This window comes from Sphingobium sp. WTD-1, assembly GCF_030128825.1.
Classification (GTDB): domain Bacteria; phylum Pseudomonadota; class Alphaproteobacteria; order Sphingomonadales; family Sphingomonadaceae; genus Sphingobium.
The window spans coordinates 1,706,033-1,717,972 of the sequence record NZ_CP119127.1 but is presented as its reverse complement, the minus strand read 5'-3'; the positions used below and the strand labels follow the sequence as shown (position 1 = coordinate 1,717,972).

Here is an 11,940-nt window from a genome sequence, read left to right as displayed (position 1 = left end):
ATTGCTGGCCCACTATTGCTCTAAGGGCGCGGCAATCTCTTTTTTCTCGAATTCAGCGGCATTCTTCGCGAAGCTCTCAGCATCGACGATTTGCAAGTCAGCTCGCCCGGTCATGAAGCCTGTCTTGATCATGCAACGAACATATTTCGTCTGGCCAGCCGCTACATTCACTTCAACGCTGCTGGTCTTATTGGTCAGAATATAGCTGCCGGGAGACACCTCCCATTCAGCAAACTTTCCGCGTCCAAGTTCGACGATCTCGCGCTCATGAAATCGAATGGGGCAACCCAAGGCCATCCCCATCATGCTGCCACCGCGATACATTACAATCTTGGCCCGTTCCGGAGGAGCGCCGGTTGCGCCCGAGGATGCCGGCACTTCGCCGGCTTGAGCCGCTAACAGCATAATCGCGATAATCATGTTTTTCCCTCCCTGAGATGGGAGAGATGTAGCGCTCAGTCTGACTTCACGCCACTTTCCTGATTCTGATCGGTGCCCCGGCCGCCTTCATTGCCTGGAAAGCGGCAAGCATCTCATCGGTGGATTGTTTCTGATTGGACTGCGCCGGCTTCGTCAGTTCGTCGAGCGAAGGCAGCGGCTTGTTTTTCGGGTAGCGGTGGAGGGCGGCGGTCAACCGAGCCTGGAACGTGGCTACATCATGTTCCCGGCGGCAAGCGGCGCGATATCCCCGCAATGTCGCCGCCAAGATGCGGGGGGTCTGGTGCCAGAACGCATCGGGGTCGCGCCCCGATTGCGTCCATAGGGTCAGGAGCTTTATCCAGTCCCAGCCCTTTTCCTCTGCGCCTTTCCCCCCGCACTCTCGTCTTGGTCGCTGTCAGCCTTGCTGGGCATGGCAGCCTGCAAAGCGGAGCGGAGAGCATTTTTGATGCCCTCCAGACCGGCGTCAGACATGATTTCGCCCGCTTCGGCCAGCGAGGTCTTGGGATGATGGGTCTGGAGGCCCGCGCAAAAGATCGAGCGGAGCAAGCGAAAGCTGGGCCTGTCCTGGATCTGCTCGATCAGCTCGGCGACGCCGAAGCCGGTTTCGTCTTCGAGCTCACAGAAGGCGTTGACATCGAAGACGAGGGTGAAGGTGGAGGCGCCGGCCTTGAACGATGCCTCCCCGCGGAGCGGGTTATTCACCGGCCGCCTCCGTTTCCTCGCTCGACCATTTCACCCGCAGAGTGCCGGTACGGCGATCGAGCATCGGGTTCGAGCGCACATAGTTGCGCACGATCAGTTCGCCGGAGATTTCCCAGGTGCCGTCGCCGTTCACCAGCACGATCTTGTATTCGAGGGGCCGGCCATAGGCTTTCGCTTTGCGGCAAAGGATATCGGTCGGCGAGCCGGGGATGTAGTTCATCACCAGGTCGGCTTCCTCGCCGTCCTTCAGCGGAGCATTGATATAGCTCTTGTAGCCGATCGTCTTCATGTGGCTGGTTTCGACCAGATCGGCCGTGCCCTCGGGCAGCGGGACCTCGGTCAGTTCGCCCAGCTCCACCAGGGCCGGGGTGCCGAGCGTCGGATCCCACAGCCAGAATTCGGTCAAATGACCGGTTTCAACGTCACTCATGTCAGGAGCCTCCTTCAGGCCGGTGAAAAGCGGATGATAAAATCGGTGGACGTCCGGTAGATCGGGCCATTGGCCGCCGGATCACTCAGATCGCGCGAGCCGTAGATCGACGCCGGACGAAAGTAGAAACCATGACCCCGATAGCGAGGCTGTAGCGCCGTAAAGATGGCGTCACGTAGCTGCTGGGCCGTGATTACGCTGTTGGCATAGGTATCAACCTGCAAGCGCCTGAATTGTAGCGCCTGAAGACCTTTCATTGTTTCAGCTACTGTCGCAGACACCCAAGTCAGGACAACCGCCGGCAAGCCAGATCCCTGCGGCCGCAGAACCCAGAAAACCGCCTTGGAATTCTCATAATCGGCCAGCTTGGCGACGACGGGTGCCGCCTCGACAAGACGAAGCCGCAGAACATCCTCAACGTCCATGATCAGGCAGCTTTCTTGATATCGGCCCAGAGGAAATCCCCCATCGCGCGGCGCACTTCCTCACGGCTATTGTCCAGTGCCGGGCGCATGAATGGATGGGCCGCCGAGTGAGACGTGCCGAATTCCACCATGTGACCGTAAAAGCCCTCGCGCCGCGACGGGCCGATATAGACCGTGGAGAAGAAGCGCCGCTGCGACACGGCGGAAGAATTCAGCCCGCCGTCGAAACTGATTATGATGCTGTCCTGAAGGTTGCCCGTCAGAACCGGTACAAGCCGCCTTGCCTCCGCCTGGACGATTTCCGCGCCAGCCAGCAATGAGCGTTCGCGCGCCTCAGGGGACACCGCATCGCGGATCGCCACCAGCTTGCGGTCCATCGCGGCCAGGCCGACAAATTTCAATTTGGCACACTCTCCGCTGTAATGCGGAAACCCTCATTGGCACCCAGCGGCACGATCGCGCGGATGTCCCACGCGGGCCACTTTTCTGGATCGGCACCACGAATAGGGAAATACAACCGATTTTGAACGGTCAGCGATCTGGTCATGCTGTTGTCCAGCACATCGAACGACGCCTTTTGCGTAGCCCCATCTTCAGCGGACGCGCGCTGCTCATCCGCGGAACCAAAGTAGATGCTGGCGCTGGCCTTACCGAGCAGCGCCCACTGTTCTCCGACCGTGGCATGTCCGCGTCCGTCTATGCCGGCAACCTTCTTCTTGAAGGCAATGCGCTTATTCCGACGCCCCGAATCTAGCGACATCAGACGTATACCCGAAAGGGCGACAGAAGGTTCTGCACTGTCGTCGACATCGGCACGGCCTGCATCGCGGTACCGGTCGCGATCGTGGCGCGCGCATGCCACATGTCCCCCACCATCAGCAGGACCGCCTGCTTGATCGGCTCGGGGACGTTGGGCACGACCGGAACGGCGTTGGGGTCGACCGCATAGCCGGCGCGGTAGCGGATGCGCACGGTTTCGGTGTGGCCACGATAGGCGCCCGGCGTCGGCCAGGACTTGCCCCACGCGCAGCCGAGATCACGGCCGAAAAGCTCATAGGTGTCAGGTTCGACCAGTACGGGCTGCCCGGTGCCGTCTAGATAATGGACCGACACGATGTCCACGATCGGTTGATAGGGCAGCCGGATGAGATCGCAGAAGCCGCACATGCGGGCTTCGAGCGTCTGGAGACCAAGCGCGCGGCCAAGCCAGCCATCCGGGCCGTCGATATGCTGGGTCGCCGCGGCAATCAGCCGCTCGACCATCTCGCGTTGTTCGTTATCGCCATCGAGGCGCAAATGCTGGTCAGCCTCCTCCCACGTCACGACGGGCGCGGGAGGGGTGATGACGATAACGCGCATCAGGCGATGACCGTAGCCGTCTCAGCCGACACCGATTTGACGGTGTTGGCGGTGTTGAGGGTATTGGTGGCGGTCACCTCATAGGTGATCTTGGCACCGACATCACCAGCCTGAACGACGTAGGTGGCAGCGGTGGCGCCGGAGATTGCCGCGCCATTGCGCAGCCATCGACGGGCGCTGACCGTCCCGTTGCGGATCGTGCCGCTCGCCCCGGTCAGCGTCTGGCCCACCTGCGCGGTGCCGGTGATCGACGGCTTCACAGTGAAAGCCGGCGCGCACATGAAGCCGCGCGAGCGGCGAGCGGAACGGCCCATGATCAGGCGTCCTTGTTCTTCGGATCGGCAGCCTTCTTGTTGCCGCCTTCCGCCGCCTGCTTTTCGCCACCCTCTTTCTTCGAGGGATCAGCATCGATCGAATGCTGGTCGCCGGCCTTTACCTCAGCCGGAGTCGCTTCGCGGACGAGGCTCTTCTTTTCCAGCTCGGCAAAGCGAGTGCTGGAAATGTTCTTCAGGATCATGCCGGCGGCGACCGAACCGTTATCGCCATAGTGATCATCCAGAACCATCGCGTTCTTGCTCATGACTTTCTCCTTTCGGGTCATCAGCGCGGGGGTGCGCCGATGATCGGAAAGGGGGTCCATCGGAATTACGATGGACCCACCTCCGTCAGGTCAGGCGATAACCAGCGAACCCTTCACCAGAGCCGCCGGGCGGCGCACGACGAGCGCCAGGCGCTTTTCCGCACGAACCGTGAGCATGTTCTTGATGAAGTTGTCGCGGTCCTGATCCGAGATGCGGACCTCGGTATCCATGCGGTCGAAGATTTGGCCGGCCAGCTTGAAATTGCCGGTCAGGAAGTTGTTCGCGCCGATGCGCTTGGTCGACACGACCGGACGGCCCCACAGGACCGGACCGGCCACGCCCTGCGGATTGGCGAAGATATAGCCGCCGGCCGCGTCCTTGGTCAGTTCGATGTTCGCCCACTGGGTGGGGTGGATGACGATACCGTCGGGGGCGAAGTCAGCCAGTTCGACCTGCAAGATGGCAAGGCGCAGGCGGTCGATCTTGGTTTCGCCCGAGATCGAGACGCCCGACGGCTGCGCATATGCGGTCGCCTGGGTATAAAGGCCATTCAGGTGCTGGCCGGTGCCGTCGCCAAGCAGAAGCTCAGCATCTTCGACGTCGTCCAGGCCCCAGCGCAGTTCGCCGTCGATCAGGCTTTCCAGCTGCGGGATATCGTCCATGGCCTGGCGCGAAACAGGAACCCAGTGCGCGATCGTGCGCACCGGCGCGTCGTCCACGTCCCATTCGTAGACCGATTCCGGCTTCTGCGCACCTTCCGCGACCGGCGCGGCGTTGTTGGTGCGGGTCACCTGCTTGGCGAACTCGATCGAGTTGCCGTCGGTGCGGCCGGGCGTCAGCAGATCGCGAACGCGAAGGCCCATGCGGGGGATGCCCACGATGTCGGTCTGGCGATCGGGGCGGATCAGGCCGCCGGCAGAGCCGGCCGCCGTGGTGACCGCCTTGACGCTGAAGCCGATGGTGCCCTTGCAGCCACCGTCGACATAGGCGCGTACCTCGTCATGATTGGCGACTTCGACGCCCAGGCTCTTCAGCGCGGGCTGGTCATCATCGCCACCACGGCGCGACTGGGCCAGCTTCTGCGACAGTTCGGTGATCTCGCCGCGCAGGCCTTCCAGTTCCGATAGGGCCTTGTCCGCCTTTTCCTTCGTTTCGGTCGAGACCTTTTCACCGGCCTCGCTCTTCGCCTTGAATTCCTTGGCGAACTCCTTCACCTCGCCGAGCGTGTCGCCCAGCTGCTTCTGGAGGCCCTCCAGCGTCTTGTCATCGTCGCCTGCGGCCTTGCGGCCAAACTCAAGCGAACGGGCGCCAGCGGCCAGCGCCGTGGCGGAAGTCAGCATGTTCATGGGAATATCCTTTCAGGCGGACTTCAGCGAGAAGCCGGCCAGGGTGTCCGAGAGGCCCTTGAGGGCCGGGGTGATCGTCATTTCGCGCTCGGACTCCCTCCGGCGCAGGTCGGTAAGGCCATGGCTGACGAGGCCAGCGGCCCGGCTTTTCGAGAAACCTGCCTCCCGCAGGAACTTCTCAAATTCGCGATCGGTGGGCAGTTCGCCGTGGGCGAGCTTGAATTTGACGGCTTCGATCCGCGCATCATCATTTGCGGGAAAGGTCACGAGGCTGATCTCGACAAGGTCGAGCTTTGTCAGGGTGCGGATGCCGGTCTTTTCGTCATAGGACGATTCCCGCACCCAATAGCCGATGGACAGGCCGGTTACGGTGCGGGCCTTCATATGGGCATAGGCGCGCTTTTCCGTGTCGCCGGCATCAAGCAGGATCTGTCCTTCGCCGAACAGACCGTGATCGTCTTCCTTCAGGTTCGACCATGCGCCGATCGGCTCGCTGCTGCGATGCTGCCACAGCACGGGCACCGGGCGGCCCTTCGCAGCCAGTTCGGCCAGGCTCTCGGTGAAGGCCCCCTTGGCGACGACTTCCTGATAGCTGTCGACCACGTCCCAGACGGAACCATAGCCGTTGAACTTACCGTCTTCCGAGACCGCCTTGATCTCGAAATCGAAGTCGCGGACCTTGAGGGCGCCGCTGTGCTTGCGGCCATATTCAGGATGCAGGCGCATCGTCATTCCTTTCTATGCGGCCGGGCGTTCAGCTTCGCGTCAAGGCGGCTATCGATGGCGGCGTCGAAGTCGCCGCCGAAAAGCAGGTTCATCAGCGCCGATCGGGCGCCCTGTTCTGGCGCGTTGACCTGGCCAAGCATGTCGAGCGGGACGAGGTTCGATTGCACCGTCAGGAAATCGTCGCCCGGCAGCGAGGGCAGGTTTTCGCGGTTGCGCATCTCGCCGCGCGTCATCACGCCGTTCTGTCCGAAGGCCGAATACAAGGCGGCGCGGGCCGCACTGTCGGCGGCCATCAGCGCTTCGCGGTTAATCTCGGGATAGACCTTCTTGCGTTCGGCGGCAGGCAATAGCTGCTTCTTGACCGCCTGCTGGATGTTGGTCAGCAGCGGATTGAGCAGCAGCGTCTGCCAGCCGAGCAACAGTTGCTCGATACCACTGCCCCACATCGTCTGGCCCTTTGCCGCGTGCCCGATAAGCATCGGCAACACGCCGAACCAGCGACAGATTTCCTCGACATCCCAGCCGCGAGATTCCAGCAACTGAACCTCGGCCGGGTTCATCTTGAGGCCGTGGAATTTGAAATCCTTCTCCAGCGGCACGACGCGACCGCGCATCGCCTCGCTGCTCCATGCATCAAAGATCGCCATTAGGTCGGCGCGCTGATCGGGCTTCATGCTGACCGAAGCCGTCTCCATGAAGCCCGCGATCTGGAGCCCGCTGCGGAAAGTGTCGGCAGCCGTCTTGTTGGCAGCCATGGCGCTGCCCAGTGTCCGCCGCCCGAATTCGATCGCGGAAAGCCCGACATCGCCGCCCAGGGTCAGGCCGCGCAGGTGGAAAACCTTGTCCGCCGGCAACTCCTCGGCTTTGCCGCGATCCTGATAGATATAGACCCGCTCATTGAAGCGGTTCCGCTTGACGGTCACGAGGTCCGGCGCGATCGGCGTTAGCGCCGTCACCCGGCCGCCCAGCGTCTCCTTTTCGGCATAGGCGTTGCCCCAGAGATCCATCGCGGCGACCTGTCCTGCCCAGAATTCGGCGGGGGTCTGATCGCGGTTCGGCTCCTCATGGACGAGATCGTATAGCCAGTGATCCGGGCGCGATTTCCGGCCGCCGTCAGCGGACTTCTCGAACACGCCCATGCCCATCGAGCCGACGACATCTGATTTAAGCCGGACGCATGCCCAGGCGGCAGGAAGGCCCAAAGTCGTCTTGGCGGTGACCGACTGGCCCGCGCTGTCGATGCGCGACCCATAAGCAATCGCCTTGCGCGACGGCTCATCCTCCGGTGCGCCGCTCAGCTTGCCGTTCTGGCCGGTGCCGAAAAGGCGAAGCGTGGACCCGACCCAAGTGCCGATACCCATCAGGCGGCGCCTGCGAGCTGAGCTTTCAGGCGGGCGATCGTGTCGTCCAGGCTCTCCTGCTCTTCCGGCAGCATCTTCGGCGCGAGCGAATGCACGGTCGCATCAACGCCATCGATCTTGCTCATCGACATTGGCGTCTCCTTCTTCGGCAAGATCGAGCCATCGATACGGCGGTCAACGACCGCATTGCCGACGCACCATGTCATCACCGGATTGTTGTCGTGGCGGAGCAAATGCGGGCCGCCGATCACACGGTTTTCTAAGTTGCGCGCCGGGTCGGTGACGTTCTTGGCGTTCTTGGGCAGGATGGAGGCGAAGCCGTTGCCATCGTCCAGATCGTCATTGAGCCTCACGGCCATCTCTTCCGCCGCGGCGAAATGGTCGAACACCGCTTTGTTGACCCGCAGGACCGATTTCAGCCGGCGGATCAGGCGCTCGACACGCTTCTGATCGACCCAGTCGCCCGGCGTGAGGATCAGCTTTCCCTCTTTGTGCCACTGGCGATAGAGCGTCACATTGTTGCGGTCGCTCTGCCCTTCTCGGTTCAGCACCGCCTCAGGCAGGAAGAACCATGTCTTGAGCAGCAACTGATCGTCGGCGGTGACAGCGGAAAGCGCCACCGCAGTGAGATCGCTCTTGTGCGCAAGGTCGGCGCCGATGTCGCAATCCAGCCCGGCGAAGTCGCGGAGCCGGAGACTGCTATCGCCGCATGCGATCCACTGCGGCACGCTCAGCCAAGCTGTCGCGGCGGACATCCACCGATTCAGGCGCTTGGTGAAGAATTCGCCCTCCTCGCCCGGCGCGCCCTTCGCCTTCACAGCCAGCCGTCGCATTGATGCGAGGCTGGGCGTGATCGGCATCAGCGGGTTGGCTTTGGGCCAGTTCTTTTCGTCGTAGGGATCGTCCCCGACCTTCCGCTCCGGGGTGAAATCCTTGGGGCCATCCAAGGTGAAGATGATGCCGAAGACGTGATCCGCGATCAGCGACCGCTCCAGCATCTTCGTCGTGAAGGTCCGTTGCTCGAAGCAGACGCCGTCCAAAATATAGCCGGCCGTCGTGATCTTCCAATAAAGCGGGTTGCGCCGGGCGCCGTCGGCGGAATGAACCACGTCGTAGAGGCCGCGATCCTTATGGGCGTGCAACTCGTCCAGAACCGCCAGGTGGGGATTGTGCCCGTCCTGCGTCGCGGACTTGGAATTGATGGTCTGGATCGTCCCGCCGTTCATGTCGCAGGTGATCGCCCGCGCCCACGCTTTCAGCGCGAAGGCTTCCTGAAGGTCCGGCGTCTTCTGCACCATCAGCTTGGCGGGGTTGAAAACCTTCTGCGCCTGGGCGCCGGTGGTCGCGCCGATCAGAACAAGCGGCCCCGGTTCGTCCTCGCAGCATGTGCAGTAGAGGACGACACCAGCAGTCAGCGTCGACTTGGCGCCCTTTCTCGCCATCTCGATATAGGTGTCGGTGAAGCGGCGCAGGCCGGTCGCCTTTTCCCGCCAGCCGAACACCATGGCGAGGATGAAAATCTGAGCCGGCTCAAGCGTCAGCGTCGGCGTTTCCCAGCGCCCCTCGACATGGGGCAGGCCTTCAATGAAATCGCAGACGTCGTTCGCATACCAAGGGTCGAACTTGTAAGGCCAGTCCTTCTGCTTCGATCGCTTCAGATCGTCCAGATGACGCTGGCCCGCCAGGCGGACCCATTTGCAGTGATGGACCTGTTGCTTGTCTGCCGCCGCGCGCTTGGCATAGGCCAGCGCGATAGCGGCAAAGTCACGACCGGTTTCCGGCGCCGTTGCGGGCGAAGCGATTTGCTGGCTTCGCGCCATTCCCACCTCCAACGCCGATCCGGCTCTTCGGACCGGCGATGCGCAACAGTTCTTCCATCTGGCGCAGGTTCGTCAGGTAGGCGGCTGAGGGCAGCTCACCGCCCGACGCAAAGGCCACGCGCACTTCCGCTTCGAGCGAGCAATAACGGGCGAACAGCGCGCTATCGGCTTCCGTGATACCGGCCGCCATGACACGGCCGATTACCTCCTGCCAGACCTCGATCGCGCCGGGCGTCAGATAGTCCGGCTGGATCGGCGGATCGCCGGGGACGATGATCTCCGTCTTGACGCCGTCGCGCACTGGCTGGAAAGTGCCGCGCGCCAGTTTCGTGCTGGGCGTCTCCGCCTTCGGTCCGCGCTTCATCGCCGGGCCTCCTGAGAATTAATCGGCGCGCAAATTTAATTCGCACCGGAATTTTAATCTGCACGCGCAGAAAAAAGGCCCCACGCTCGGTCCCAGAGCCACTGACCCCGGACTTTTGACCCGCCCCCCCTATCAAGGGTAAAATCGGGGCCGATCCGGCCCGAAATCGGTCAAAAACGGCGGATTTCCGTTGGTTTCACCGGACCTCTGATCAGCCCTCGCCGGTGTCGATCACGAGGGGCACGGGGCTGACCCAGCCCGCGACGGTCAGCACGGCGATCAGCAGGCGGGTGCGGAGGCGGAAGCGACGCAGGCCGATGACCCGGATCGCGATCCCCTGCTCCATGTCCTTCTTCCTCAGCTTGAGCGGTGCGATCATGGTCATGTCTCAACTCCCTCGCAGCGTCACGTCGTGACTGTCGATGTCGAAGGTCACCACGGCGCGTGACGTGCCATCGCTATGCGTGGTCACCTGGCACGACACCTGACCGGGCAGCGCGTCGCCGTTCTGGTCGCACAGCATCAGCATGGGCAAGCCGCCATCCCAGCGAGGAGGCTTGAGGCTAACGATCAGCGAGGTCACTGCTTCGGCCATCCGTCTGCCCCTATGTCCATGCGCAGGCGCGGCGGCTGGGCGCCACGGGCGCGGGCCGCTTCTTCTGCTGTCTTGACGTCATGACAGGGCTTGCAGATGCCCTGATAGTTCTCGCGCTCGCCTGAGCCGCCTTCGCTCAGCGGCTTGATATGGTCGGCTATGGTCGCCGGGGTGATGCGTCCGCGCGCGTGGCATGGCCGGCACAGCGGCTCCTCCCTCAGCACGATCTCCCGCATGCGGTCATGCTCTCGGCCATATCCGCGCTCCTGCCTGCTCTTGCGGGTGCTGGCCCACGCCTTGGCGCGGGGCTTCTGCTTGAGGCTAGGCGGGCGGCTGCGCATCGGCATGTCCTTTGCAATGCGCCATCCGATCGGCGATGATGTCGCAAAGAGAATCGGGGGACAAGATGCTGGATAGGATACCAATCGACATAACCACTACTAACGGTGCTGCTTTCATGAGGCGCTACTTCAAGAAGCGGACTGTCATATCAGTGCCTGTTACCAAGGCGATGACTGAGGGAATGTGTTACAGCAACGTTCGGCAGCTTGTTGCCGAACATGGTGGAAAGCCAATATGGGGATGGCGACTGGACCAAGTCGGCACCGCTTTTATGGAGGCCATGCACCACGCCATTTGGGAAGATCCCAGCGGCGGGCTTCACGATGTCACACCGATCTCCAGCGGGAAGAAATTGGACAACATCCTGTTCGCGCGTGACTTTGAAACGCGCGTTACTCCCTATGATCCTGGGGTGCCTTCCAAATTTCTAGCCTTACGGCAGTCGGCGTCCGTGAATGAGTGGATCGAACTAAATCGGACCCGGATGAAGATTATGCGCGAAGCACTCGATATCATGCTGAGCAAGCGGCACGTCGTGCTTTCCAATGGCAGTATCGGCTTGCGCGAACCGCCTTCTGTCGAATTGATGAATCGGCTCAAAACGATCGAAGAACTCCGAATCCGATCCGGCCCCGTCTGGAACATGATGGAAGCTGAGTGCTGAGCTTCTGCCATCAGATAGGCTTGAACCGAGTGCAAGAATCCACATCAGCTTCCTCCGAATTGCTGCCTCCGACCGCCACCTGGGAGGGGATCACCAACGGTCGGAGGCTTCCACCCTGCGGATGAAACTGGTTGCCACAGCGGGATTTGAACCCGCGACCTTCAGCTTATGAGGCTGACGAGCTACCGGACTGCTCTATGCGGCTATGGTGCTAGGAGAGGGACTTGAACTCTCAACCGACCGCTTACAAGGCGGCTGCTCTACCGTTGAGCTACCCCAGCACGACAGGAGCAAAACCCACGAAAAAAGGCCCACGCTGCGCACGTGGACCTTCTCCGGACACAATGGTCCTAGGGCTTTTTTGGCCGATTTCGTGGCCACTTGCAAGAGGGATTTTCAGTTAGCGCGACGCCTTGAACCGATTCGCGTCCGCCTCCAAAGACGCGGCCCACGCATCATCCGCCATTGCCAACTTGGCGTCTGGGTGCAGACGCTTCACAGCGCATAGCAGGGGGCGGGAGAGATATTCCATCACGCGCAGTTGCTTGCCTTCGCCATCGGTGACGTCCCAGCCCAGCCGCGCCCAATATTCGTCTGCCTCATCGCGCATGAGCTTGAGAAATCCGTATCGGGGATCATCCAGGGCGATATCATATTCGATGTCGATCTCGGACACGCCGAACAGATCTCCCGCCAGGTCATGCGCCCGTTCTACCAGATCCTCAGTCCAGCCGTGTTGCTCGACTTCCCATTCGAGCGGGCCGACGCCGGACTGATCACGCAA

20 protein-coding genes and 2 tRNA genes are annotated in these 11,940 nt (G+C 61.9%); 1 reads left to right on the top strand and 21 read right to left on the bottom strand.

The features are described from left to right. Positions 1-12: 12 nt before the first annotated feature. From N6H05_RS08555 to N6H05_RS08470, 18 genes are all read right to left on the bottom strand, one after another. Positions 13-420 carry a DUF2846 domain-containing protein gene (locus N6H05_RS08555; protein ID WP_284113473.1) on the bottom strand — a complete coding sequence of 136 codons (408 nt, stop codon included), beginning with the start codon at positions 418-420 and terminating at the stop codon, positions 13-15. 46 nt (positions 421-466) lie between these two features. Beyond that, on the bottom strand, positions 467-634 hold the full coding sequence (locus N6H05_RS08550) for a hypothetical protein (protein ID WP_284113472.1): 168 nt from the start codon (positions 632-634) through the stop codon (positions 467-469). 140 nt (positions 635-774) lie between these two features. Continuing rightward, on the bottom strand, positions 775-1,143 hold the full coding sequence (locus N6H05_RS08545) for a hypothetical protein (protein ID WP_284113471.1): 369 nt from the start codon (positions 1,141-1,143) through the stop codon (positions 775-777). After that, a complete protein-coding gene (locus N6H05_RS08540; protein ID WP_284113470.1) occupies positions 1,136-1,573 on the bottom strand; it encodes a phage tail protein in 438 nt (145 codons plus the stop codon). The genes N6H05_RS08545 and N6H05_RS08540 overlap by 8 nt, the downstream gene beginning before the upstream one ends. A 14-nt stretch (positions 1,574-1,587) precedes the next feature. Next, positions 1,588-1,998: a hypothetical protein gene (locus N6H05_RS08535; protein WP_284113469.1), complete on the bottom strand. Its 411-nt coding sequence runs from the start codon at positions 1,996-1,998 to the stop codon at positions 1,588-1,590. Positions 1,999-2,000: 2 nt separating this feature from the next. Beyond that, positions 2,001-2,375 (bottom strand): HK97-gp10 family putative phage morphogenesis protein, encoded by a 375-nt coding sequence (locus N6H05_RS08530; RefSeq protein ID WP_284113468.1) that lies wholly within the window; start codon positions 2,373-2,375, stop codon positions 2,001-2,003. Positions 2,376-2,395: 20 nt separating this feature from the next. After that, positions 2,396-2,758 carry a head-tail adaptor protein gene (locus tag N6H05_RS08525; protein WP_284113467.1) on the bottom strand — a complete coding sequence of 121 codons (363 nt, stop codon included), beginning with the start codon at positions 2,756-2,758 and terminating at the stop codon, positions 2,396-2,398. Beyond that, a complete protein-coding gene (locus N6H05_RS08520) occupies positions 2,758-3,357 on the bottom strand; it encodes a head-tail connector protein (RefSeq protein ID WP_284113466.1) in 600 nt (199 codons plus the stop codon). Before N6H05_RS08520 ends, N6H05_RS08525 begins: the two co-directional genes overlap by 1 nt. Next, a complete protein-coding gene (locus tag N6H05_RS08515; protein WP_284113465.1) occupies positions 3,357-3,671 on the bottom strand; it encodes a hypothetical protein in 315 nt (104 codons plus the stop codon). Before N6H05_RS08515 ends, N6H05_RS08520 begins: the two co-directional genes overlap by 1 nt. 2 nt (positions 3,672-3,673) lie before the next feature. Next, positions 3,674-3,937, bottom strand: coding sequence for a hypothetical protein (locus N6H05_RS08510; RefSeq protein ID WP_284113464.1), 264 nt, complete (start codon positions 3,935-3,937; stop codon positions 3,674-3,676). 90 nt (positions 3,938-4,027) lie between these two features. Next, a complete protein-coding gene (locus N6H05_RS08505; RefSeq protein ID WP_284113463.1) occupies positions 4,028-5,284 on the bottom strand; it encodes a phage major capsid protein in 1,257 nt (418 codons plus the stop codon). Between the two features lie 12 nt (positions 5,285-5,296). Continuing rightward, the gene (locus tag N6H05_RS08500) at positions 5,297-6,010 is read right to left on the bottom strand and encodes an HK97 family phage prohead protease (RefSeq protein ID WP_313229125.1); all 714 of its coding nucleotides are present in this window, start codon (positions 6,008-6,010) and stop codon (positions 5,297-5,299) included. Positions 6,011-6,012: 2 nt separating this feature from the next. Then, positions 6,013-7,371: a phage portal protein gene (locus N6H05_RS08495; RefSeq protein WP_284113461.1), complete on the bottom strand. Its 1,359-nt coding sequence runs from the start codon at positions 7,369-7,371 to the stop codon at positions 6,013-6,015. Then, positions 7,371-9,191, bottom strand: coding sequence for a terminase large subunit (locus N6H05_RS08490; RefSeq protein ID WP_284113460.1), 1,821 nt, complete (start codon positions 9,189-9,191; stop codon positions 7,371-7,373). Before N6H05_RS08490 ends, N6H05_RS08495 begins: the two co-directional genes overlap by 1 nt. Beyond that, positions 9,136-9,555, bottom strand: coding sequence for a hypothetical protein (locus tag N6H05_RS08485; protein WP_284113459.1), 420 nt, complete (start codon positions 9,553-9,555; stop codon positions 9,136-9,138). The genes N6H05_RS08490 and N6H05_RS08485 overlap by 56 nt, the downstream gene beginning before the upstream one ends. 211 nt (positions 9,556-9,766) lie before the next feature. Further along, complete coding sequence (locus N6H05_RS08480) at positions 9,767-9,940, bottom strand: hypothetical protein (protein WP_284113458.1); 174 nt, start codon at positions 9,938-9,940, stop codon at positions 9,767-9,769. Between the two features lie 3 nt (positions 9,941-9,943). Beyond that, a complete protein-coding gene (locus N6H05_RS08475; RefSeq protein ID WP_284113457.1) occupies positions 9,944-10,150 on the bottom strand; it encodes a hypothetical protein in 207 nt (68 codons plus the stop codon). Continuing rightward, positions 10,135-10,491, bottom strand: coding sequence for an HNH endonuclease (locus tag N6H05_RS08470; RefSeq protein ID WP_284113455.1), 357 nt, complete (start codon positions 10,489-10,491; stop codon positions 10,135-10,137). Before N6H05_RS08470 ends, N6H05_RS08475 begins: the two co-directional genes overlap by 16 nt. A gap of 116 nt (positions 10,492-10,607) precedes the next feature. Here N6H05_RS08470 and N6H05_RS08465 point away from each other — a divergent pair, with 116 nt between their 5' ends. Then, positions 10,608-11,156: a hypothetical protein gene (locus N6H05_RS08465; RefSeq protein ID WP_284113454.1), complete on the top strand. Its 549-nt coding sequence runs from the start codon at positions 10,608-10,610 to the stop codon at positions 11,154-11,156. A 128-nt stretch (positions 11,157-11,284) separates the two neighbouring features. Here the strand turns inward: N6H05_RS08465 and N6H05_RS08460 are convergent. The 3 genes from N6H05_RS08460 to N6H05_RS08450 all read right to left on the bottom strand — a co-directional run bounded on the left by N6H05_RS08460 (position 11,285) and on the right by N6H05_RS08450 (position 11,940). Then, positions 11,285-11,361, bottom strand: a tRNA-Met gene (locus N6H05_RS08460). Position 11,362: 1 nt separating this feature from the next. Beyond that, positions 11,363-11,437: transfer RNA gene (locus N6H05_RS08455), tRNA-Thr, on the bottom strand. Between the two features lie 119 nt (positions 11,438-11,556). After that, entirely contained in the window at positions 11,557-11,940 is a 384-nt protein-coding gene (locus tag N6H05_RS08450; protein ID WP_284113453.1) for a hypothetical protein, read from the bottom strand.

Bases quoted from the DNA above. Each gene is read 5' to 3' on its own strand.
- N6H05_RS08555 (WP_284113473.1), bottom strand. From the start codon at position 420: ATGATTATCGCGATTATGCTGTTAGCGGCTCAAGCCGGCGAAGTGCCG.
- N6H05_RS08540 (WP_284113470.1), bottom strand. From the start codon at position 1,573: ATGAGTGACGTTGAAACCGGTCATTTGACCGAATTCTGGCTGTGGGAT.
- N6H05_RS08535 (WP_284113469.1), bottom strand. From the start codon at position 1,998: ATGGACGTTGAGGATGTTCTGCGGCTTCGTCTTGTCGAGGCGGCACCC.
- N6H05_RS08530 (WP_284113468.1), bottom strand. From the start codon at position 2,375: ATGGACCGCAAGCTGGTGGCGATCCGCGATGCGGTGTCCCCTGAGGCG.
- N6H05_RS08525 (WP_284113467.1), bottom strand. From the start codon at position 2,758: ATGTCGCTAGATTCGGGGCGTCGGAATAAGCGCATTGCCTTCAAGAAG.
- N6H05_RS08520 (WP_284113466.1), bottom strand. From the start codon at position 3,357: ATGCGCGTTATCGTCATCACCCCTCCCGCGCCCGTCGTGACGTGGGAG.
- N6H05_RS08515 (WP_284113465.1), bottom strand. From the start codon at position 3,671: ATGGGCCGTTCCGCTCGCCGCTCGCGCGGCTTCATGTGCGCGCCGGCT.
- N6H05_RS08510 (WP_284113464.1), bottom strand. From the start codon at position 3,937: ATGAGCAAGAACGCGATGGTTCTGGATGATCACTATGGCGATAACGGT.
- N6H05_RS08505 (WP_284113463.1), bottom strand. From the start codon at position 5,284: ATGAACATGCTGACTTCCGCCACGGCGCTGGCCGCTGGCGCCCGTTCG.
- N6H05_RS08500 (WP_313229125.1), bottom strand. From the start codon at position 6,010: ATGCGCCTGCATCCTGAATATGGCCGCAAGCACAGCGGCGCCCTCAAG.
- N6H05_RS08495 (WP_284113461.1), bottom strand. From the start codon at position 7,371: ATGGGTATCGGCACTTGGGTCGGGTCCACGCTTCGCCTTTTCGGCACC.
- N6H05_RS08490 (WP_284113460.1), bottom strand. From the start codon at position 9,191: ATGGCGCGAAGCCAGCAAATCGCTTCGCCCGCAACGGCGCCGGAAACC.
- N6H05_RS08485 (WP_284113459.1), bottom strand. From the start codon at position 9,555: ATGAAGCGCGGACCGAAGGCGGAGACGCCCAGCACGAAACTGGCGCGC.
- N6H05_RS08480 (WP_284113458.1), bottom strand. From the start codon at position 9,940: ATGACCATGATCGCACCGCTCAAGCTGAGGAAGAAGGACATGGAGCAG.
- N6H05_RS08475 (WP_284113457.1), bottom strand. From the start codon at position 10,150: ATGGCCGAAGCAGTGACCTCGCTGATCGTTAGCCTCAAGCCTCCTCGC.
- N6H05_RS08470 (WP_284113455.1), bottom strand. From the start codon at position 10,491: ATGCGCAGCCGCCCGCCTAGCCTCAAGCAGAAGCCCCGCGCCAAGGCG.
- N6H05_RS08465 (WP_284113454.1), top strand. From the start codon at position 10,608: ATGAGGCGCTACTTCAAGAAGCGGACTGTCATATCAGTGCCTGTTACC.